19 protein-coding genes are annotated in these 20,475 nt (G+C 72.2%); 13 read left to right on the top strand and 6 right to left on the bottom strand.

The genetic code is table 11. The annotated features are described in order from the left end of the window. Positions 1-9 precede the first annotated feature (9 nt). Both ACZ6K0_RS32920 and ACZ6K0_RS32925 read left to right on the top strand, forming a co-directional pair. Positions 10-609 carry a TetR/AcrR family transcriptional regulator gene (locus ACZ6K0_RS32920; protein ID WP_469233304.1) on the top strand — a complete coding sequence of 200 codons (600 nt, stop codon included), beginning with the start codon at positions 10-12 and terminating at the stop codon, positions 607-609. Beyond that, a complete protein-coding gene (locus tag ACZ6K0_RS32925; protein ID WP_469233306.1) occupies positions 606-1,466 on the top strand; it encodes an alpha/beta fold hydrolase in 861 nt (286 codons plus the stop codon). The genes ACZ6K0_RS32920 and ACZ6K0_RS32925 overlap by 4 nt, the downstream gene beginning before the upstream one ends. Here the strand turns inward: ACZ6K0_RS32925 and ACZ6K0_RS32930 are convergent. The 4 genes from ACZ6K0_RS32930 to ACZ6K0_RS32945 form a co-directional block, all read right to left on the bottom strand. Next, entirely contained in the window at positions 1,454-2,305 is an 852-nt protein-coding gene (locus ACZ6K0_RS32930; RefSeq protein WP_376402695.1) for an EamA family transporter, read from the bottom strand. The two genes, ACZ6K0_RS32925 and ACZ6K0_RS32930, sit on opposite strands and share 13 nt — an antisense overlap. Then, a complete protein-coding gene (locus ACZ6K0_RS32935; RefSeq protein ID WP_376402692.1) occupies positions 2,302-2,796 on the bottom strand; it encodes a YbaK/EbsC family protein in 495 nt (164 codons plus the stop codon). The genes ACZ6K0_RS32930 and ACZ6K0_RS32935 overlap by 4 nt, the downstream gene beginning before the upstream one ends. A 92-nt stretch (positions 2,797-2,888) precedes the next feature. Next, positions 2,889-4,535 (bottom strand): penicillin-binding transpeptidase domain-containing protein, encoded by a 1,647-nt coding sequence (locus ACZ6K0_RS32940; protein ID WP_469233309.1) that lies wholly within the window; start codon positions 4,533-4,535, stop codon positions 2,889-2,891. Positions 4,536-4,651: 116 nt separating this feature from the next. After that, positions 4,652-6,400 carry a dolichyl-phosphate-mannose--protein mannosyltransferase gene (locus tag ACZ6K0_RS32945; RefSeq protein ID WP_376402687.1) on the bottom strand — a complete coding sequence of 583 codons (1,749 nt, stop codon included), beginning with the start codon at positions 6,398-6,400 and terminating at the stop codon, positions 4,652-4,654. Between the two features lie 52 nt (positions 6,401-6,452). On the opposite strand from ACZ6K0_RS32945, the gene rsmI reads away from it, so the two are divergent. From rsmI to ACZ6K0_RS32985, 8 genes are all read left to right on the top strand, one after another. Then, on the top strand, positions 6,453-7,313 hold the full coding sequence (gene rsmI / locus ACZ6K0_RS32950; RefSeq protein ID WP_376402684.1) for a 16S rRNA (cytidine(1402)-2'-O)-methyltransferase: 861 nt from the start codon (positions 6,453-6,455) through the stop codon (positions 7,311-7,313). 175 nt (positions 7,314-7,488) lie between these two features. Further along, positions 7,489-7,971, top strand: coding sequence for a hypothetical protein (locus tag ACZ6K0_RS32955; RefSeq protein WP_469233312.1), 483 nt, complete (start codon positions 7,489-7,491; stop codon positions 7,969-7,971). A 61-nt stretch (positions 7,972-8,032) separates the two neighbouring features. Further along, positions 8,033-8,902 (top strand): TatD family hydrolase, encoded by an 870-nt coding sequence (locus ACZ6K0_RS32960; protein WP_376402678.1) that lies wholly within the window; start codon positions 8,033-8,035, stop codon positions 8,900-8,902. Between the two features lie 72 nt (positions 8,903-8,974). Then, the gene (locus ACZ6K0_RS32965) at positions 8,975-10,288 is read left to right on the top strand and encodes a ubiquitin-like domain-containing protein (protein WP_469233314.1); all 1,314 of its coding nucleotides are present in this window, start codon (positions 8,975-8,977) and stop codon (positions 10,286-10,288) included. 70 nt (positions 10,289-10,358) lie between these two features. Next, positions 10,359-11,231, top strand: coding sequence for a 16S rRNA (adenine(1518)-N(6)/adenine(1519)-N(6))-dimethyltransferase RsmA (gene rsmA / locus ACZ6K0_RS32970; protein ID WP_055643021.1), 873 nt, complete (start codon positions 10,359-10,361; stop codon positions 11,229-11,231). Continuing rightward, positions 11,228-12,142, top strand: a complete 915-nt coding sequence (locus ACZ6K0_RS32975) for a 4-(cytidine 5'-diphospho)-2-C-methyl-D-erythritol kinase (RefSeq protein WP_469233315.1) — start codon at positions 11,228-11,230, stop codon at positions 12,140-12,142. Before rsmA ends, ACZ6K0_RS32975 begins: the two co-directional genes overlap by 4 nt. Before the next feature lie 68 nt (positions 12,143-12,210). Next, positions 12,211-12,471 (top strand): hypothetical protein, encoded by a 261-nt coding sequence (locus tag ACZ6K0_RS32980; protein ID WP_469577510.1) that lies wholly within the window; start codon positions 12,211-12,213, stop codon positions 12,469-12,471. 48 nt (positions 12,472-12,519) lie between these two features. After that, a complete protein-coding gene (locus ACZ6K0_RS32985; RefSeq protein WP_376402665.1) occupies positions 12,520-13,824 on the top strand; it encodes an acyltransferase family protein in 1,305 nt (434 codons plus the stop codon). A 2-nt stretch (positions 13,825-13,826) separates the two neighbouring features. Here the strand turns inward: ACZ6K0_RS32985 and ACZ6K0_RS32990 are convergent, their stop codons facing one another. Continuing rightward, on the bottom strand, positions 13,827-14,219 hold the full coding sequence (locus ACZ6K0_RS32990; protein WP_376402662.1) for a PIN domain-containing protein: 393 nt from the start codon (positions 14,217-14,219) through the stop codon (positions 13,827-13,829). Further along, positions 14,216-14,503, bottom strand: a complete 288-nt coding sequence (locus tag ACZ6K0_RS32995; RefSeq protein WP_376402658.1) for a hypothetical protein — start codon at positions 14,501-14,503, stop codon at positions 14,216-14,218. Before ACZ6K0_RS32995 ends, ACZ6K0_RS32990 begins: the two co-directional genes overlap by 4 nt. A 94-nt stretch (positions 14,504-14,597) precedes the next feature. Between ACZ6K0_RS32995 and ACZ6K0_RS33000 the strand changes: the two genes are divergently transcribed. The 3 genes from ACZ6K0_RS33000 to ACZ6K0_RS33010 all read left to right on the top strand — a co-directional run bounded on the left by ACZ6K0_RS33000 (position 14,598) and on the right by ACZ6K0_RS33010 (position 20,330). Then, positions 14,598-16,403, top strand: a complete 1,806-nt coding sequence (locus ACZ6K0_RS33000; RefSeq protein WP_469233319.1) for an ABC-F family ATP-binding cassette domain-containing protein — start codon at positions 14,598-14,600, stop codon at positions 16,401-16,403. A gap of 146 nt (positions 16,404-16,549) precedes the next feature. After that, on the top strand, positions 16,550-18,454 hold the full coding sequence (locus ACZ6K0_RS33005) for an outer membrane protein assembly factor BamB family protein (RefSeq protein ID WP_469233321.1): 1,905 nt from the start codon (positions 16,550-16,552) through the stop codon (positions 18,452-18,454). Between the two features lie 13 nt (positions 18,455-18,467). Next, on the top strand, positions 18,468-20,330 hold the full coding sequence (locus ACZ6K0_RS33010) for an outer membrane protein assembly factor BamB family protein (RefSeq protein ID WP_469233323.1): 1,863 nt from the start codon (positions 18,468-18,470) through the stop codon (positions 20,328-20,330). Positions 20,331-20,475: the final 145 nt, after the last annotated feature.

Here is a 20,475-nt window from a genome sequence, read left to right on the forward strand (position 1 = left end):
GGAGGACACATGGCGGCGGCGCGGGCAGGGCTGACGGCGGATCGAGTGACCCTCGCGGGCGCCGAGTTGGCGGACGAGGCGGGGCTCGACCAGGTGACCATGTCGCAGGTCGCGCGGCGGCTGGGCGTCAAGGACGCGAGCCTCTACTCGCACGTCCGCGGCCTGGAGGACCTACGCGGCCGGATCGCCCTGCTGGCGGCCGACGAGAAGACCCTCCGCATCGCGGAGGCGACCGCCGGCCGTTCGGGCAAGGACGCGCTGGTCGCCTTCGCGAACGCCTGGCGGCAGTACGCCCACGCGCACCCCGGCCGCTACACGGCGACCCAGATTCCGATCCGGATCGATCCCGAACTCGCCGCGAACGCCCCCGGCCCGCGCCGCGCCGTCGAGCTGACCTACGGCATGCTGCGCGGCTACGGGCTCGCCGAGCCGGACCTGACCGACGCGGTTCGGCTGCTGCGGAGCACCTTCCACGGCTTCGTCGCCTTGGAGGCCGCTGGCGGGTTCGCGCACCAACGCGCGCCGCAGCAGTCCTGGGAACGCGCTCTCGACGCCCTCCACACCCTCCTGGAGCACTGGCCCCCGTCCCGAGAAGGAGACTCCGTATGACCGCCCCGACCCCCGGCAGCCTGCGCGTGAACGGCGCGACCCTGCACTACGAAGTACGTGGTCACGGCCCGCTCCTGCTCCTGATCTCCGGCGGGACGGGCGGCGCCGCCGCCTTCGACGGCTTCGCCGACGACCTGGCCGCCACGTACACGGTCGCCACCTACGACCCGCGCGGAATGTCCCGCAGCACGCTCGACGACCCCGAGGCCGAGCAGACCGTCGCCGAACACGCCGACGACGCGCTCCGCCTCCTGGACCTGCTCTCGCCCCACGAGCCCGCCCAGGTGTTCGGCGCCAGCTCGGGCGCGATCACCGCCCTGCACCTGCTCACCACCCGCCCCGAACGCGTCGCACGCGTCGTGGCGCACGAGCCCCCGGCGATCATGGTCCTGCCGGACGCCGCCGACCATCGCGCGTTCCTCGCACGCGTGCAGGAGACCTTCCGTACGCAAGGGCTCATGCCGGCGTTGACCGTGTTCGGCGCAGGTCTCAAGGCGGACGGTGGCACCACCGAGCCGGAGCCCGAGCCGAAGGCGGCCGACATCGAGCTTCCGCCGCAGGCCGCGGCCAGGGCGGAGCAGACGATGGCCAACCTGCCGTACTTCGTCGGGCGGATCGTCCCCGCCTTCATGTCCTACACCCCGGACCTGAACCGGCTGGCGGCCCTGTCGGACCGGCTCGTGCTCGCCGGCGGCGAGGACTCACGCGGCGAGTTGGCCTACCGCCCGGCCGCGCTCATGGCCGAGCGTCTCGGCCGGGAACTGCTCCACTTCCCCGGCGGGCACGTAGGTTCGACGACGCATCCGACCCCGTTCGGCGAACTCCTCCTTACCGCGCTCCGGGTTCAGCCCGCCTGAAGCATCAGACCGATGCCGATGACCATCAGGCCCGCCGCCGCGACCCGCGGGGCACCGAAGCGTTCCTTGAAGAAGAGCGCGCCGATCGCCGCGCCCACGATGATCGAGGACTCGCGGAGCGCGGCGATCGGGGCCAGCGGGGCCTTCGTCTGGGCCCACAGGACGAGGGCGTACGCCGTGACGGAGAGGACCGCGCCGAGGGCGCCCCGGGCCGCGTACGGGCGGAGTTGGGGGACGAGGTCCGCGCGGCGCCGCCACAGCGCGTACGCCGGGACCGCGGAGCCTTGCAGGATCATCAGCCACGCGATGTAACCGAGCGACGTGCCGGAGGCGCGGACGCCGACGCCGTCGACGACCGTGTAGAGCGCGATGGACAGCCCCGTCGCGCCGGCGGCGACCAGCGCCGGCCAGTGCGGGCGGGCGTCCTTGCCCCGGATGCCCCAGAGCGCGAGGCCCGTCAGGCCCGCGCACGCCACCGCCACCCCGAGCAGCTGCCAGCCGCCCGGCACCTCGTGGAGGAAGACCGCCGCGAGGACGGTCACGACGAGCGGGGCCGTACCGCGCGCGATCGGGTACATCTGCCCGAAGTCGCCCAGCGTGAACGAGCGCATGAGCAGGGCGTAGTAGCCGACGTGGAGCAGCGCGGACGCGACCAGGTACGGCCAGGCACCGGCCGCCGGGAGCGGCACGAAGACGGCCATGAGCAGGCCGACCAGCACTCCGCCGCCGGAGATCAGCGTGAAGGACAGCAGCTGATCTTTGATGTGGTGCGCGATGGCGTTCCAGCTCGCGTGCGTGACGGCGGCGACGATCACCGCGAGGGTGACGAGCGGCGTCACGCGGAGGGCTCGCGGACGTCCACCAGGGTGGCGCCGGCGTGGGCGACCAGCGTCTTCGGGTCGATCGCGAAGACGGTGTGCGGGGTGCCCGCCGCCGCCCACACGACGTCGTGGTCGAGGACGCCCCGGTCGGCGAGGACCCGGGTCCTGGTCCGGTGACCGAAGGGCGGGACGCCCCCGATCGCGTACCCGGTCGTCTCCCGGACCGCCTTCGCGTCGGCCCGGGTGACCTTCTCGGCGCCCAGCTCCTCCCGTACCCGCTCGACGTCCACCCGCGAGGCGCCGTCCATGAGGACGAGGACCGGCACCCCGTCGGCGGCGAAGATCAGCGACTTCACGATCTCGGCGACCTCGCAGCCGATGGCCTCGGCGGCCTGCTGGGCGGTGCGGGTCTCGTCCGGGAAGCGCCGCACCTCGACGTCGAGGCCCAACTCCTGGAGAGCGGCGGCGAACTGGGGGTGCGCGGGGGAGGTCTCGTCAGCGGTCGTCATGGCCCGCACGCTAGCGGTAGCTGTACGGGCCATGCGACAGGGTTCCAGGGGTCGGTCAGCCGGGGCGACCGGGTCGGCGAGTCGCCTGTCCGTCAGCCGGCCTTCAGGACCTGCGCGACCACCGGGCCCGCCGCGTCGCCGCCGTGACCGCCCGACTGGACGACCGCCGCCGCAGCGAGGTCGCCGGAGTAGCCGGTGAACCAGCTGTTGGAAGTGGCCTGGCCGTCGATCTCGGCGGAGCCGGTCTTCGCACCCTTGGGGGAGGAGACCCCGGCCATCGCCTCCGTCGCGGTGCCGTCCGAAGCCGTCGCCGCTGCGTTCATCATCTTCCGCAGCCCCGTGGCGACCTCGGGGTTGAGCCGGTCGGCCTGGGCGAACTCCCGGTCGTCGAGCTCCTTCGCCACCAGGTACGGCTGGAGGAAGCCGCCGTTCTGCACGGTCGCGGAGAGCGAGGCGACGTTGAGAGCGCTCATCGTGATCTTGCCCTGGCCGATGTACGAGGCGGGCGTCTCGCTGCCGGCCGACTCGGGGACGCTGCCGTCCGCCGCCGTGACGCCCACCGCCCAGCTCTGGCCGATGCCGAAGGAGTCGCGGGCGGTGTCGCCGAGGGCGGTGTCCGCGATGCCCTTGTCGCTGAGGGTGCTGATCGCCTTGATGAAGGCGGTGTTGCAGGAGCGGCGGAACGCCGCGGTGAGGGTGCCGTTGGCGATGCTGAACTTGTCGAGGTTCTGGAAGGTGCGGCCCCTCGACAGCACGGTGGAAGGACACTCGACCTTGCTGTTCGGCGTCGCGATGCCGTTCTGCATCATCATCGCCGCCGTGACGATCTTCATCGTCGAGCCGGGGGCCTGGGCGCCCCGGAACGCGGTGTTGAAGTCGGTGGCCGGGTTGTTGGCGACCGCCCGTATCGCACCGGTCGACGGCTCTATCGCCGCCACCGAGGCGTTCCCGAACCTCTTGACCGCCTTCTCGGCCGCCGCCTGCACGCCCGCGTCGATGGTCGTCCTGAGCGTGCCCGGCTTCCCCTTCGACAGGACGAGGAGGGTGGTGTCGGGCACGGACTCGCTGCCCGATTCGATCCACGTCTCGACGCCGGTCGCGCCGCCCGCCTTCGCCCCGTACCGGTCGCGCAGCGTCGCCAGGACGGGGCGCAGCGAGGGGTACTTCTCCGCCGTCAGCTCCTTGCCGTTCCGGTCGACGGCCTTCACGGAGGGGGTCTTCGCCACGCCCGTCCGCAGGGTGGCGTCGGCGGTGAGCAGCTTCGGGTGGAGGACGGAAGGCGCCCACTTCACCAGCGGCCGGCCGGTGGTCTGGCCCCGGACGACGGTCAGTTCGGAGGCGTACGACCAGGGCTTCGACACGCCCTCGAACGTGATCGTGGCCTTCACCGTGAACGGCACCTTCGCCCCGACGGGCGTCCCCGGCGTGATCTCGGCCGCCGAGACGCTCGCGCCGTCCCGGTAGGCCGCGACGGCCGACCCGGCCGTGACCGGGTCGTTCGTCAGCTGCGCGGCCTTCTCCGGCTCCCCGGCGGCCCAGGCCGCGAGGAAGTCCTTCGCGGTCGTCGTCACCTCGTCACCGGTGACGGGCCCGGTCTTCGGCGCGCTGCCGGAGTTGGACTTCACGGACGTGTCGCCGCCCGTGATCCCGTTGTAGAGGTTGAGCCCCCCGTATCCGACACCGCCGGCCACGACGAGGAACACGCCCCCGACGATCGCGGTCTTCGCTCCACTGCGCATGACTGCGCCTCCCCTCCCCAGGTGGCCGTCCAGTCAAGCAGCGTCCCTTCCGTGTGTCGAGCAACTACCGCCATATCCGTCACACTTGGCCGTCATCCCGCCCCGTGCGGGATCCGTCAAACCCAGGTGTCGAGCCACATCCGGCCCCGCCATTGGTCTATCGGAATCGGCGTTCCCGTGTAGATGGGCCAGAAGTAGATGAAATTCCAGACGATCAGCAGAACGAGACATCCCGCCGCCACCGCGCCGAATGTCCGGCGCCTTTCCGATGAACCCCGGGGGCCGATGATCGCGCCCAGCATCATGGCCACCGCCAGGCACAGGAAAGGCACGAAGACGACCGCGTAGAAAAGGAAGATCGTGCGTTCCTGGTAGAGGAACCAGGGGACCCAGCCCGCCGCGATCGCGCAGGCGATCGCGCCCGCGCGCCAGTCGCGGCGGAAGGCCCAGCGCCACAGGATGTACAGGATCGCGAAGCAGGCGGCCCACCACAGGAGCGGGGTGCCGAGGGCCAGGACCTCCTGGGCGCACTTCTCCTTGGTGGTGGCCGGGCAGCCCGCGGTGCCGGGGGCGGGGGACTCGTAGAAGTACGAGACGGGGCGGCCGAGGACGATCCAGGACCAGGGGTTCGACTCGTACGTGTGCGGCGAGGTCAGGCCCACGTGGAACGAGTAGACCTCGGACTCGTAGTGCCAGAGGCTGCGCAGCCACTGCGGCAGCCAGCCCCAGGTGCTGTCCCCGCCGCCCGGGAGCTTGTCCTGCTGGGCGGCCCAGGTGCGGAAGTAGCCCTTGTCCGAGACGAGCCAGCCCGTCCAGGTCGCCAGGTACGTGGCGAGCGCCACCGGCACCACCGACACGAACGCCGGCACCAGGTCCTTCTTGATCACCGAGAGGTACGGGCGGACGGCGCCGCCCGTGCGGCGGCCCGCCACGTCCCACAGGACCGTCATCAGGCCGAACGCCACCATGACGTACAGGCCGTTCCACTTGGTCGCCGCCGCGAGGCCCAGCATCACGCCGGCCGCGATCCGCCACGGCCGCCACCCCATGCGCAGGGTCTCCGCGATCTCCGCGTCCGGCCGCAGCACCCCCTCCTCGTCCTCGGGGAGCGCCGCCGCGAGCCGTTTCCGGTTGCGGTCGCGGTCGACGACGAAACAGCCGAAGGAGGCGAGGACGAAGAACATCAGCACCTGGTCGAGGAGCGCCGTGCGGCTCATCACGAAGTGCAGTCCGTCGACGGCGAGCAGCAGGCCCGCCAGACAGCCCAGGAACGTCGAGCGGAAGAGCCGCCGGCCGATCCGGCACAGCATCAGCACCGACAGGGTGCCGAGCAGCGCCACCATGAAGCGCCAGCCGAAGGGCTCGAAGCCGAAGATCTTCTCGCCGACGCCGATGACCCACTTGCCCATCGGGGGATGGACGACGTACCCGGGGTCGGTCGGGATGAGCACCGCGCCCGGGTCGTTCAGGATCGTCTTGTCGATGTCCTTCGGCCAGGCCCCCTCGTACCCCTGGTTGATCAGGGCCCACGAGTCCTTGGCGTAGTACGTCTCGTCGAATATCACCGCGTGCGGCTTGCCCAGGTTCCAGAACCTCAGCAGCCCGGCGACCGCCGTGACCAGGAGCGGACCGCCCCAGGCCAGCAGCCGCCACAGCCGCTCGGCCGGTCCCGGGCCGATGCCGAGGAGCGACCACATGCGCGCCGACGGGCGGGCGTACGGGGGGTCGAGCCGCTCCCGCAGCCCGATGGGAGCGGGGTTCTCGGCGCGCGGCGCGTAGCCGAAGCGCCGCAGCCTCTGCTGCCACGAAGAGGGCTCTGCCACGGCGTGCCGGCCCTCCAGGGTCTCGGGTGCGGTACTGGTCACCGCGCCATCGTAGGGAACGCGCCTGTGCGCGTCGCCTGTCCGGGCTGGGAGGATGTCCCGTGTGACAGGAACGCTGGTACTCGCAGGGACCCCCATCGGTGACATCGCGGACGCTCCGCCCCGACTCGCCACCGAACTGGAGAACGCGGACATCGTGGCCGCCGAGGACACCCGGAGGCTGCGCGGCCTGACCCGGGCGCTCGGCATCCACACCTCGGGACGGGTCGTCTCGTACTTCGAGGGCAACGAGTCCGCCCGTACGCCCGAACTCGTCGAGGCGCTCGTGGGCGGCGCCCGTGTGCTGCTCGTCACCGACGCGGGCATGCCGTCCGTCTCGGACCCCGGCTACCGTCTGGTCGCCGCCGCCGTCGAGCAGGACATCAAGGTCACGGCCGTCCCCGGCCCGTCCGCCGTGCTCACCGCGCTCGCCCTCTCCGGGCTGCCCGTGGACCGCTTCTGCTTCGAGGGCTTCCTGCCCAGGAAGGCCGGGGAGCGGCTCGGACGGCTGCGGGAGGTCGCCGACGAGCGCCGCACCCTCGTCTACTTCGAGGCCCCGCACCGGCTCGACGACACGCTCGCCGCGATGGCCGAGGTCTTCGGCGCCGAGCGCCGCGCCGCCGTCTGCCGCGAGCTGACCAAGACGTACGAGGAGGTCAAGCGCGGCCCGCTCGCCGAGCTCGCGGCCTGGGCCGCCGAGGGCGTACGGGGCGAGATCACCGTCGTCGTCGAGGGCGCCCCGGAGGCCGACCCCGGCGAGCTCGACGCCGCGGAGCTGGTGCGCAGGGTGCAGGTGCGCGAGGAGGCGGGGGAGCGGCGCAAGGAGGCGATCGTCGCGGTCGCGGCCGAGACGGGGCTGCCCAAGCGCGAGGTCTTCGATGCGGTCGTCGCGGCAAAGAACGCGGCAAAGGGCTGAGGGACCATTCCCCGGAAACGGTAAAGGACTAATCTGAAAGGCAAAGCCGAACCCGGCGCCGGGACTCTTCACAGGGCGCTTGGCAAGGGAAGAGCCAAAAGCCTTCCATGGTTCGTCTCCTGCTGATGCGCTCCGGCCCGAAAAGGCGTCCACTGATCAGTGGAGAGGAGCTGGCATGAGCGAGATCACCGGCACCGGCATATCCGTCGCCCATGAGGCGTACGCCTTCGCCTGCATGCGCTGTGGATACGGCTGGGAGCAGGCGTACGACATCGAGCACCACGTCGACGCCGCCGGCCACGAATTCGTCGTCTACAAGGCCGAAGGGGAGCGGGTCCCGTCCCCGCTGTCCAGTCCCACCTGCATGAACTGCGGCGGTCACGTCGTCCGGATCATGCGTGCGGGGCAGGTGTCGTCGGTGCTCGACCTGATCGCCGCGACGGAGAAGCACCAGCACGGGGCGAAGGCCACCAAGCCCGTCTCGATGGCCGGGCCCATCGGGCAGGAACTCACTGAAGACACTGTGGACACCGTGGGCACGGCGGACACCGTGGGCACGGCGGGCACGGCGGGCACCGCGGGCCAGGAGACCCCGCCGGTGCCGCACCACTGGCACCTCTCCGACCTCCTGCACCCCTTCCGCAACCGCGAAAGGTAGTCGCCGGAAGTCGCCGGTATCCGCGAGCGTCGGCACTCGTGGCCCTCGTACGATCGGGACCATGAGTGCCAAGGACGCCCCGCCGCCGCTGCCCGAACCCCTCCTCGTGGAGGTCGCGGACTCGCACACCCACCTGGACATGCAGTCCGGGACCGTCGAGGAGGCCCTGGTCAAGGCCGCCGCCGTCGGTGTCACCACGGTCGTGCAGGTCGGCTGCGACGTGAAGGGCTCCCAGTGGGCCGCCGAGACCGCCGCCGCCCACGCCCACGTGCACGCGGCCGTCGCCCTGCATCCCAACGAAGCGCCCCGGATCGTGCTCGGGGACCCCGACGGCTGGTCCCGGCAGGGTGCGCGTGAGGGGGGCGGGGACGCCGCCCTCGACGACGCGCTCGCCGAGATCGACCGCCTGGCCGCCCTGCCGCACGTCCTCGGCGTCGGCGAGACCGGTCTCGACTACTTCCGTACGGGACCCGAGGGCATGGCCGCGCAGGAGCGTTCCTTCCGTGCCCACATCGAGATCGCCAAGCGGCACGGCAAGACGCTCGTCATCCACGACCGCGAGGCGCACGACGACGTGCTCCGCGTCCTCGACGAGGAGGGCGCCCCCGAGCGGACCGTCTTCCACTGCTACTCCGGCGACGCCGCCATGGCCGAGATCTGCGCCGCCAAGGGCTACTACATGTCCTTCGCCGGCAACGTCACCTTCAAGAACGCCCAGCACCTGCGGGACGCGCTCGCCGTCGCCCCGCTGGAACTCGTCCTCGTCGAGACCGACGCGCCCTACCTCACCCCCGCGCCCTTCCGGGGCCGCCCCAACGCCCCGTACCTCATCCCCGTCACCGTCCGGGCGATGGCGGCCGTGCGCGGGATCGGGGAGAACGACCTCGCCGAGGCGCTCGCCGTCAACACGGCCCGCGCCTTCGATTACTGATCCATAACGGTTACGTGTCGTAGCCGGATGGTTCGGGAGAGTGACCGTGGCCGGGGCTAGTGTCCCGGCCTCGTGAGTACTTCCCAGGGCAGTCACCGAGCCGGACGGCGAGCGGCGACCCTGCCCGTCCACGAGCAGCCGACCCAAGCCGCGCCGCTCGTCGCCCCCGGACTTGGTGCCGGAGCCCCCGGTGCGGGGGCCCCCGGTGTCGTCCCCGGTGTCGTCCCCGGTCAAGGCGGCTCCCGCGCCGGGGCCCGGCGCGCCGCCCGCCGCCGCAAGACCTCCGGCGCGACCCGGGACGGCCTCCGGCGGCTCGTCCCGCAGGCCCTCGTCGTCGCCTTCCTCGCCGGCGGCACCAGCGCCTTCGTCGCCAACGACAAGGCCGTCCGGCTCTCCGTCGACGGCGTCCCGCGCAGCCTCCACACCTTCGCCGACGACATCGACGAGCTCCTCGCCCACGAGGGCCTGACCGTCGGCGCCCACGACATCGTCGCCCCCGCCCCCGGCGAGGCCCTGGCCAACGGCGACGAGGTCGTCGTCCGGTACGGGCGGCCGATCACCCTCACCCTCGACGGGCGGCGCCACCAGATCTGGACCACCGCCAGGACCGTCGAAGGCGCGCTGCGCCAGCTCGGGGTCCGCGCCGAGGGCGCGTACCTGTCCGTCTCCCGCGCGGCCCCCATCTCCCGCCAGGGCCTCGCCCTCGACGTCCGCACCGAGCGGGCCGTCACCTTCCTCGCCGACGGCCGCGAGCGCGTCGTCCGCACCAACGCCGCCACCATCCGCGAGGCCCTCGCCGAGGCCGGGATCACCCTCTCCGGCCAGGACACCACCTCCGTCGCGGCCGACGCCTTCCCCCGCGACGGCCAGACGGTCACCGTGCTGCGCATCACCGGCTCCCGGCAGGTACGGGAAGAGGCCATCCCGTACGCCGTCGAGAAGGTCCGCGACCCGGAGCTCTTCGCGGGCACCGAGACCGTCGAACGGCAGGGCGTCGCGGGCGTCCGCCGCGTCACGTACACCTTCCGCACGGTCAACGGCGTCCGGCAGAAGCCCCGCAGGACCGGCGAGGAGATCGTCCGCGAACCCGTCAGCCGCAAGGTCCGGATCGGCACCCGCGCGCTGCCCACCTCCGTCGCCGGGGCCGACGGCCTCGACTGGGGCGCGCTCGCCGCCTGCGAGTCCGGCGGCCGCCCGAACGCCGTCGACCCCTCGGGGACGTACGGCGGGCTCTACCAGTTCGACCCCGGCACCTGGCGCTCCCTCGGCGGCACCGGCACCGCCCAGAACGCGCCCGCCTCGGAGCAGACCTTCCGCGCGAAGAAGCTGTACGTCCAGCGGGGGGCGAGTCCGTGGCCCCACTGCGGCAGGCGACTGCACGGGTGAGACGGGGTGAGACGGGGTGAGACGGGGTGAGACGTGGGACTGCCCCACGGCTGCCCCGTAGGCTGTACCGGTGAGCACCACCACCGGCCCCGAAAGCCCCGACGCCCTCCTCGGCCCCGCCGACATCCGTGAGCTGGCCGCCGCCCTCGGCGTGCGCCCCACGAAGCAGAAGGGCCAGAACTTCGTCATCGACGCCAACACCGTCCGGCGGATCGTCCGCACGGCCGAGGTACGGCCCGACGACGTCGTCGTGGAGGTGGGGCCCGGACTCGGCTCCCTCACCCTGGCCCTCCTGGAGGCCGCGGACCGGGTGACGGCCGTCGAGATCGACGACGTGCTGGCCGCCGCGCTGCCCGCCACGATCCAGGCCCGCATGCCCGCGCGCGCCGACCGCTTCGCGCTCGTCCACTCCGACGCCATGCAGGTGCAGGAGCTCCCGGGCCCGGCGCCCACGGCGCTCGTCGCCAACCTGCCGTACAACGTCGCCGTGCCGGTCCTGCTCCACATGCTGGAGCGGTTCCCGACCATCGAGCGGACCCTCGTCATGGTCCAGGCCGAGGTCGCCGACCGGCTCGCCGCCAAGCCCGGCAACAAGGTCTACGGCGTCCCGTCGGTCAAGGCGAACTGGTACGCGGAGGTGAAGCGGGCCGGCTCCATCGGCCGCAACGTCTTCTGGCCCGCGCCGAACGTCGACTCCGGTCTCGTCTCCCTCGTCCGCCGCACCGAGCCGCTCGCGACCACCGCCTCCCGCAAGGAGGTCTTCGCGGTCGTCGACGCGGCCTTCGCGCAGCGCCGCAAAACCCTGCGCGCGGCCCTCGCGACGTGGGCGGGCTCGCCCGCCGCCGCCGAGGAGGCCCTGGTCAAGGCCGGGATCTCGCCGCAGGCGCGCGGCGAGGCGCTGACGGTCGAGGAGTTCGCGAGGATCGCGGAGGCGAAGGCGTGACCACTCCCAGCAGCGTGACCGTCCGCGTACCGGCGAAGGTCAATGTCCAGCTGGCCGTCGGCGCGGCCCGCCCCGACGGCTTCCACGACCTCGCCAACGTCTTCCTCGCCGTCTCCCTGTACGACGAGGTCACCGCCGCCCCGGCCGCCGAGCTGACCGTCACCTGCGAGGGCCCCGACGCCGACAAGGTGCCGCTGGACCGCACGAACCTCGCCGCGCGCGCCGCCGAGCTGCTCGCCGCCCGGCACGGCATCTCCCCGGACGTGCACCTGCACATCGCCAAGGACATCCCGGTCGCCGGCGGCATGGCGGGCGGCAGCGCGGACGGCGCGGGCGCCCTGCTCGCCTGCGACGCGCTGTGGGGCCTGAACACCCCGCGCGCCGAGCTCCTGGACATCTGCGCCGAACTCGGCTCCGACGTGCCGTTCAGCCTGGTCGGCGGGGCGGCGCTCGGCACCGGCCGCGGCGAGAAGCTCACCGAGCTGCCGGTCGGCGGCGCCTTCCACTGGGTGTTCGCCGTCGCGGACGGCGGGCTGTCGACCCCGGCGGTGTACGGCGAGTTCGACCGCCTCACCGAAGGCGCCGACGTCCCCGCCCCGACCGCCTCCCCGCTCCTCCTGGACGCCCTCCGCGCCGGCGACACCACCGCGCTCGCGGGCGCCCTCGTCAACGACCTCCAGGCGGCGGCGCTCTCCCTGCGCCCGTCCCTCGCGGCGACCCTGACGGCCGGCACGGACGCGGGCGCACTCGCCGCCCTGGTCTCCGGCTCGGGCCCCACGACGGCCTTCCTGACGAAGGACGCGGAGACGGCGCAGTCCGTCGCGACGGCCCTCATCGCCTCGGGCACGTGCCGCACGGCACGCGTGGCGACGTCGCCGGCGGCGGGCGCGGTCGTCCTCCCGACTGCCTGACACCTTCCCGTTCACTTGCGCCTGCCACCCTGGGCCCGTCGGTTCGGACGAGCCCAGGGGGGCATCGCGTGACGGTGTGGCGGTGGTGGAAGTCGACGACGGCGAGACACCGGCCGGTGCTGAAGATGGTGGACGAGTGCGGCCAGGTCGTGTTCTTCGCCTTTCTCGGCGTCCTGTGGGTTCTGATCCCGCCCTGGGACGGGTTCTGGCGGTGGCCGGCCGTCGCGGTCGACACCCTCCTGTTCCTCGGCGCCTGCCGAGGCGCCCGGCACGCCGTGCGTGTCTGGCGGAAGTGGCGCGACAACCCCGGCTACTCACTTACCGGTTGAGTATCCGCACCCTGTCGGGCCCCGGCCCCCGCGCGGGACCGTACGAGCATGGGAATCAGCGCTCGTGAACTCGCCGCCGCGACACCCGCGACCCGGGACCGGTACATCGATCTGCTGCGGGTCGCCTCGCTCGCGGTCGTCGTGCTCGGGCACTGGCTCATGGCGGCCGTCGCCGGGGACGGGCAGATCGGGAACCTCCTCGCCGTCGTGCCCGAGCTCCAGCTCGTGACCTGGGTCTTCCAGGTCATGCCGGTGTTCTTCTTCGTCGGCGGCTTCTCGCACGCCCTCGCCCACCGCTCCCGCCCCGCGTACGCCTCCTTCCTGCGGGCCCGGCTCCAGCGGCTGCTGCGGCCGACGATGGTCTTCGTCGCGGTGTGGGGTGCCGCCGCGCTCGTGCTCCAGCTGACCGGGGCCGACGGCGGGCTCACCGGGGTCGCGCTGCGTCTGGTCACGCAGCCGCTCTGGTTCATCGGGATCTATCTCGCGATGGTCGCCTTCACCCCGCCGCTGCTGCGGCTGCACGAGCGGTGGGGCTGGGGCGCGTTCGCCGCGCTCGCGGGCGGGGCGGTCGCCGTGGACGTGCTGCGGTTCGCCGCCGGGGTGCCGTTCGTCGAGTTCCTGAACTTCGCGTTCGTGTGGCTGGCGGTCCACCAGCTCGGCTTCCTGCGCGCCGACGGCATGATCCGCCGCCCGGCGCTGCTCGCCGGCGCGGGGCTCCTCGGTGCCGCCGCGCTCGTGGCCCTCGGCCCGTATCCGCTCTCGATGGTCGGGATGCCCGGTGAGAAGGTCTCGAACATGGCCCCGCCGACGCTCGCCCTGCTCTGCCACGGCCTGTGGCTGGTCGGCGCGGTCGAGCTGCTGCGGGGGCCGGGGGCGCGGTTCGTCGCGCGGGCCGGGGTGTGGCGGGCGGTGGTCGCCGCCAACGGGATCGCGATGACCGCGTTCCTCTGGCATCTGACGGCGATGCTCGGCGTGTACGGGGCGCTGCTCGGGTCCGGGGTCGGCCTGCCCGCCCCGGCGTCCGGCGCCTGGTGGGCACAGGTCCCGCTCCGGATGGTGGCGGCGGTCGTCCTCACCGCGGTACTCGTCGCCGTGTTCCGCCGCTTCGAGGCCCCGGTCCCGGCCGCGCCGGCGACCGGCGAGGGCGGCCCTGTCGCGGCCCTCGGCATCACCCTCGCGCTGCTGGGGGTCCTCGGCCTCTCCATGACGGGCTTCGCGGGTCTCCTGACCGGCCACTCGGCGACCCTGATCGCCGTCCCGGTCACGGCCCCGGCGGCCGTCGGCCTCGCCCTCGCGGGCTGGCTGCTGGTGGAGCGGGCGGGGCGGCGCGGGGCCGGGGGCGGTTGGCGGTGACGTCAGTCGTCGAGACGCTCGTCGTCGATGTTCACGGTCACGGTGCCCGGGGGGTAGAGGTCCTCCCGGTCCGTCAGGATCAGGTCCATGGTGGGACGGTGCGGTGCGGGCAACGCGGTGTAGAGCGCGTGGCAGACGTCGGGTCCGCCGAATCCGCCGCGAACCATCCGCGCGACGGTCACCGACGCCACCGTGTCGAGAGGGACGACGTCGATGCCGGGGAGCGCCAAGGCCGCGTCACCCGCCCCTTCGTCCTCCGTCTCGGCTTGGAGCAGGCACAGGGCAGGCACCTGGAGATGCCGAAACGGCGAGGCCGCCGCGTTGTCGGCGACGCGCTGGAGCTTGCGGTGGCCGCGGGCGAGGGCGAGCACGGCGGAGGTGTCGAGAATGATCACGCCGCCGTGTCTCCCAGGGCGCGGCGGGCGTTCGCGGCGGCGATCTCGTAGACCTTGTCGAGGGCGTTCGGCGTCGCGTCGAACTCTTCGTCGGTGAGCGTGGAGTGCATGCGCTCGCGCATGATCCGTCGGCTCTCGGCGACCTTCTCGCGCGCCTGCGCGGCCGTGAGCTGGGACGCGGCCAGTTCGGTGACCAGCGCTCCTATCGTGGTGCCCCGCTCGCGGGCCAGCGAGGCGAGGTGGTCGCGGGTGGTGTCCGGCACCTTGATGGTGGAGTCAGCCATACCTCCACGGTACACCGCTGGTGTACCGGAGGTGTACTCGCGGCGGCAACGTACTCTGGGACGTCGATCGATCCCCCGTACAGGAAGAGTCAACGTGGCCGTCAACCTGGTCAATGTCGAGGCCGTCAGCAAGGTGTACGGCACCCGTGCCCTGCTCGACGGGGTCTCGCTCGGTGTCTCCGAAGGGGACCGGATCGGGGTCGTCGGGCGCAACGGCGACGGCAAGACCACCCTCATCCGCATGCTCGCCAAGCTGGAGGAGGCCGACACCGGCCGCGTCACGCACATCGGCGGGCTGCGGCTCGGCGTGCTCACGCAGCACGACTCGCTCGACCCGAAGGCCACCATCCGGCACGAGGTCATCGGCGTCATGGCCGACCACGAGTGGGCCGGCAGCGCCAAGATCCGCGACGTGCTCACCGGGCTCTTCGGCGGGCTCGACCTGGCCGGCTTCGAGCAGGGCCTCGACACCGTCATCGGTCCGCTCTCCGGCGGCGAGCGCCGCCGCATCGCGCTCGCCAAGCTCCTCATCGAGGACCAGGACCTGATCGTCCTCGACGAGCCCACCAACCACCTCGACGTCGAGGGCATCTCGTGGCTCGCCCAGCACCTCCAGGAGCGCCGCTCGGCGCTCGTCTGCGTCACCCACGACCGCTGGTTCCTCGACCAGGTCTGCACCCGCATGTGGGACGTGCAGCGAGGTGACGTCCACGAGTACGAGGGCGGCTACTCCGACTACGTCTTCGCCCGCGCCGAGCGCGACCGCATCGCGGCCACGGAGGAGACCAAGCGCCAGAACCTGATGCGCAAGGAGCTGGCCTGGCTGCGGCGCGGCGCCCCCGCCCGTACGTCCAAGCCGCGCTACCGCATCGAGGCGGCCAACGAGCTGATCGCCGACGTGCCGCCGCCGCGCGACACCAGCGAGCTGATGAAGTTCGCCAACGCCCGCCTCGGCAAGACGGTCTTCGACCTGGAGGACGTGACCGTCACCGCCGGTCCGAAGACGCTCCTCCAGCACCTCACCTGGCAGCTGGGCCCCGGCGACCGCATCGGCCTCGTCGGCGTCAACGGCGCGGGCAAGACCTCACTCCTGCGCGCGCTCGCCGACGCCGCCGTCTCCGACGGCGAGCAGCAGCCCGCCGCGGGCAAGGTCGTCGTCGGCAAGACCGTCCGCCTCGCCTACCTCTCGCAGGACGTCACCGAGCTCCCCGGCTCGCTGCGCGTCCTGGAGGCCGTGCAGCAGATCCGCGACCGCGTCGACCTCGGCAAGGGCCGCGAGATGACGGCCGGCCAGCTCTGTGAGCAGTTCGGCTTCACCAAGGAGAAGCAGTGGACGCCGGTCGGCGACCTCTCCGGCGGTGAGCGCCGCCGCCTCCAGCTGCTGCGCCTGCTCATGGACGAGCCGAACGTCCTCTTCCTCGACGAGCCCACCAACGACCTCGACATCGAGACCCTGACGCAGCTGGAGGACCTCCTCGACGGCTGGCCGGGCTCCATGGTCGTCATCTCCCACGACCGGTTCTTCATCGAGCGCACCACCGACAAGACGCTCGCGCTGCTCGGCGACAAGACGCTGCGGATGCTGCCGCGCGGCATCGACGAGTACCTGGAGCGCCGCCGGAAGATGATCGAGGCGGCCGTCCCGGCGCCCGCCGCCGCGGCCGCGCCGCAGAAGGCGGGCGTCTCCGCCGCCGACGCGCGCGCCGCGAAGAAGGAGCTCCAGAAGGTCGAGCGGCAGCTCGACAAGGTCGCCCAGAAGGAGGCGAAGCTGCACACGCAGATCGCCGACAACGCGACCGATTTCGAGAGGGTGGCGAAGCTCGACGCGGAGCTCCGGGAACTGGTCGGGGAGCGCGAGGAGTTGGAGATGCGCTGGCTCGAACTGGCCGAGGACGCCTAAGGCCGACCGGCCCCGACGTCGACAGGACGCATAACAAGGGCATCACGGGCCGGTCCTCCCTTGGGTACAAGGGGCGGACCGGTCGCTTTTGCGCCATCGCGTGAGTGGTAGAAAGAAAAGTCGCTCACGTCAAGGGGGAACCGCTGATGACCCAGCCGCCCAGCAACCAGCCGCCGGGGGGCTTCGGAGCCCCTCAGGACCCGAACCAGGTCCCGGCCCCGGGCATGCCGCCCGTCCCGCCCGTCCCGCCGCAGGCACCGCCGGTGCCGCCGCAGGCCCCGCAGGCGGGCGCGCCCGGCGCACCCGGCCAGCCGGCCCAGCCGGGCCCGTACGGGCAGCCTCCGCAGCCGCAGCCGCAGCCGCAGCAGCCCGGCTACGGATATCCGCAGCAGCCCGGCCAGCCGGCCCAGCCCGGTCCGTACGGGCAGCCGCCGCAGCAGCCCTACGGCTACCCGCAGCAGCAGCCCGGCCCGTACGGCCAGCAGCCGCAGCAGCCGGGTCCGTACGGCCAGCAGCCCGGCCCGTACGGCGGCGGCTACCCCACGCAGCCCATGTACCAGGGCGGCCCCACCCCGCCGCCCGCGCCGGGCGGCGGTGGCCTCAAGGGCCGGACCGGTCTCGTCGCGGGCGTGGCGGCCGGTGCCGTCCTGATCGCGGCCGTCACCACCTGGGCGGTCGTCGGCGGCGGGGACGACGAGAAGACCCCGATCTCCCAGCCGACCGTGACCGCGAGCCCCTCGACCTCGGGGTCCGACGCCCCGAAGCCGACCGAGTCGGTGGACGAGGGCGACGGTTCGGGCGACGGCCGGGGCGGCGACGACGACCTCAACGCCGGCCGCAAGCCCGGCGAGGCGAAGGTCGGCTGGCTGCTCAAGAACAACGTCGACCTGCCGCGCAACGGCGCCGACGTCCTCGGCCCGTGGATCGTCGGCGACGTCGTCGTCAAGGCGATGTACAAGAGCATCGACGGCTACAGCCTCAGCGACGGCTCCCTGAAGTGGCACGTCGACGTGCCGTTCGAGCTGTGCGCGGCCCCGCCGGCCCCCTCCTCCGGCGGCTTCATGGTCTTCGGGCACAACGACAGCGCCAAGGACGGCGCCAAGTGCCTCGGGCTCCAGCAGGTGAACCTGAAGACCGGCAAGGTGGGCTGGAAGAAGTCCGTCCCCAAGCCGACCGGCCTCTTCGCCTTCTCCGACAACACCCTGGCCATCAGCGGCAACACGGTCACCGCGGCCGGTTCCAGCACCGCGTACGGCTTCTCCCTCGCCGACGGCAAGCAGCTCTTCAAGGGCGCCACCACCGGCTGCAAGCCCTTCGCCTTCGCCGGCGGCAGCAAGCTGATCGCCGCCATGGACTGCCCCTCGGGCAGCACCACGAAGAAGATCCAGGCGGTCGGCGAGGTCGACCCGGCCACCGGCAAGCCCAAGTACACCTTCCAGCTGGAGGCGAACTGGGAGGTCGACAAGGTCTACTCGGTCGACCCGCTGGTCGTCTCCGCCACCCAGCGCGATCAGAAGAAGTGGACCATCTTCGCGCTCGACGCCAAGGGCAAGCTCCGCTCGCAGATCCAGGGCGGCAAGGACAAGTTCGCCCCGTCCTGCGGCGGCAGCTTCGTCATCTTCGGCAAGAACCTCCAGGGCTGCACGGGTGTCGCCGCCGACGCGAACACCTTCTACATGGCCACCGAGACCTCGTACGGCAAGTCCAACGAGGTCGTCGCCTTCGACCTGAAGACCGGGAAGCCCAAGTGGCGTTCCAAGGCGCCGGAAGAGCAGTCGATGACCCCGCTGCGCATGGAGGGCGGCCAGGTCCTGGTCTACGTCGACCCGAAGTACGACAAGGGCGGCGCCGTCGCGACCATCGCCCCGACCGGCGGTGCGCCGAAGATCGTCCTCCAGCACCCGGCCTCGACCGCCGAGATCGAGAACAGCTTCTACGACCCGGGGTTCGCCTACGGCAGCGGCACCTTCGTCGTGACGAGCGGGCGCGTCTCCGCGTCGAACGACAAGGAAGAGAAGCAGGTCAAGACGATGATGGCGTTCAGCAAGTGAGGTATTCGGACCGATGACGCAGCTACCTCCGCCCCCGCCGAACCAGCCCCCGGATCCCCAGGGCGGCGGCTTCGGCGCGCCCACGCCCCCGCAGCAGCCGCCGGGTTACGGCTACCCGCAGCAGCCGCCGGCCCCGCAGCCCGAGCCCGGCTACGGCTACCCGCAGCAGCCGCCGGCCCAGCAGCCCGACCCGGGTTACGCCTACCCGCAGCAGCCCCCGGCGGCTCCGCAGCAGTCCCCGTACGGCTACCCGACGGCCCCGCAGCAGCAGCCCGTCCAGCCGCCGTACGGCTACCCGGCGCAGCCGCAGCAGCCCTACGGCGGTCACCCGCAGACCGGCTACCCGCAGACCGCCCCGATCCCGGCCGCGGCGCCCGGCGGCAAGAAGCTGTCGGCGCAGCTCCAGATCGTGATCGCGGCGGCCGTCGCCGTCGTCCTGATCGTCGGCGCCGGCATCTGGTACGCCAACTCCGAGAGCGGCGGCGGCAAGGACGACGAGGCCAAGACCTCGGCCGGCACCTCGCAGGGCACGTCGCAGGGCGGCTCCGGCGGCGACGGCGGCAACGGCGAGTCGAAGGGGACGGGCGGCGGCGGCAGCGAGAAGGCGCCGGCCGAGACCCAGGCGAAGCTCACCTTCCAGCTGCCCAAGCCCGGGGTCCCGGACGTCACCGACGTCTCCGGCTCCTGGGTCACCGACAAGGCGTACGTGAAGACGGGCGTGAACTCGCTCGCCGGCTACGACCTCGCCAAGGGCACGCCCGTCTGGACGCTGCCGCTGACCGGCCAGATCTGCGGCGTCTCGCGTCACGTGACCGCCGACAACAAGCTGCCGATCCTCTTCGAGGCCACCAAGCGGGTCCCGCCGCGCTACTACCAGCAGTGCACCGAGGTCGGCGTGGTCGACCTGAACTCGGGCAAGCTGCTCTGGTCCACCTCGGTCACCGGTGGTTCCGCCGGCGACCAGAAGGCCCGGTTCAGCGAGGTCACGGTCAGCGGCAAGACGGTCGCGGCCGGCGGCAACGACGGAGGCGCCGCCTTCGACATCGCCAACGGCAACCCGCGCTGGAAGCCGCAGGCCAACGACGAGGACTGCTTCGACCTGGGGTACGGCGGCGGCGAGGGCCTCGTCGCGGTCCGCAAGTGCGGCCCGTACGACACCCAGTACGTGCTGATCCAGAACCTCAACCCGACGACGGGCGCGCCGCTCTCGCAGTACAAGATGCCCACGGGCGTGAAGTACGCGTCGATCGTCTCCACCAAGCCGCTGGTCGTCGCGGCCGACGTCGGCGACAGCGCCGGCGACGGCAGCGGCATCTCGGACTTCTTCTCCCTCGACGAGAAGACCGGCAAGCTGAAGGCGAAGATCACGGCGGACGCCGACCAGTACGCGGGCCGCTGCCGCTCGACGAAGGTCGAGTCCTGCACCAAGGTCCTCGTCGGCAACGGCCGGCTGTACGTGCCGACCGAGGAGCACGAGGGCTCCACCGGGGAGTACGGCGACGAGACCAACGAGGTCATCGCCTTCGACCTGGCCACCGGTCAGACGGCGCCGGAGAAGGCGGACGCGGGCGACAAGTACACACTCGTCCCGCTCCGCATGGACGGCGGCAGTCTCATCGCCTACAAGGCCCCGCCCTACGACAAGGGCGGGCGGATCGTCTCCCTCGACGGCGTCACCATGAAGGAGACGCTGCTCCTGGAGAACCCGGCGGACGCCACGGTCAACGACATCGAGAACTCCTTCTCGCCGGACTACTCGGAGATCCTGTACCGCGACGGAAGGGTGTTCATGTCCGCCATGATGCTCTCCAAGCCGCGGGCGTCGGCATCGCCGGACGACAAGGAACCTCTGGCGGTGTCGTACAGCACCCGCTGAACCCGCCGACGCCGTACGGAACGCCGTACGGGCGTCCGTGGAGACTCGCGCGGCCCGGCGCATCGGTTCACCCCGATGCGCCGGGCCGTTTGCGTGGTGCGCGGGCTGGTGAGGAATTCGAGGTCGAGCGGGCCGTGCCGGGTGA

Source organism: Streptomyces sp. NPDC042346 (assembly GCF_055581845.1).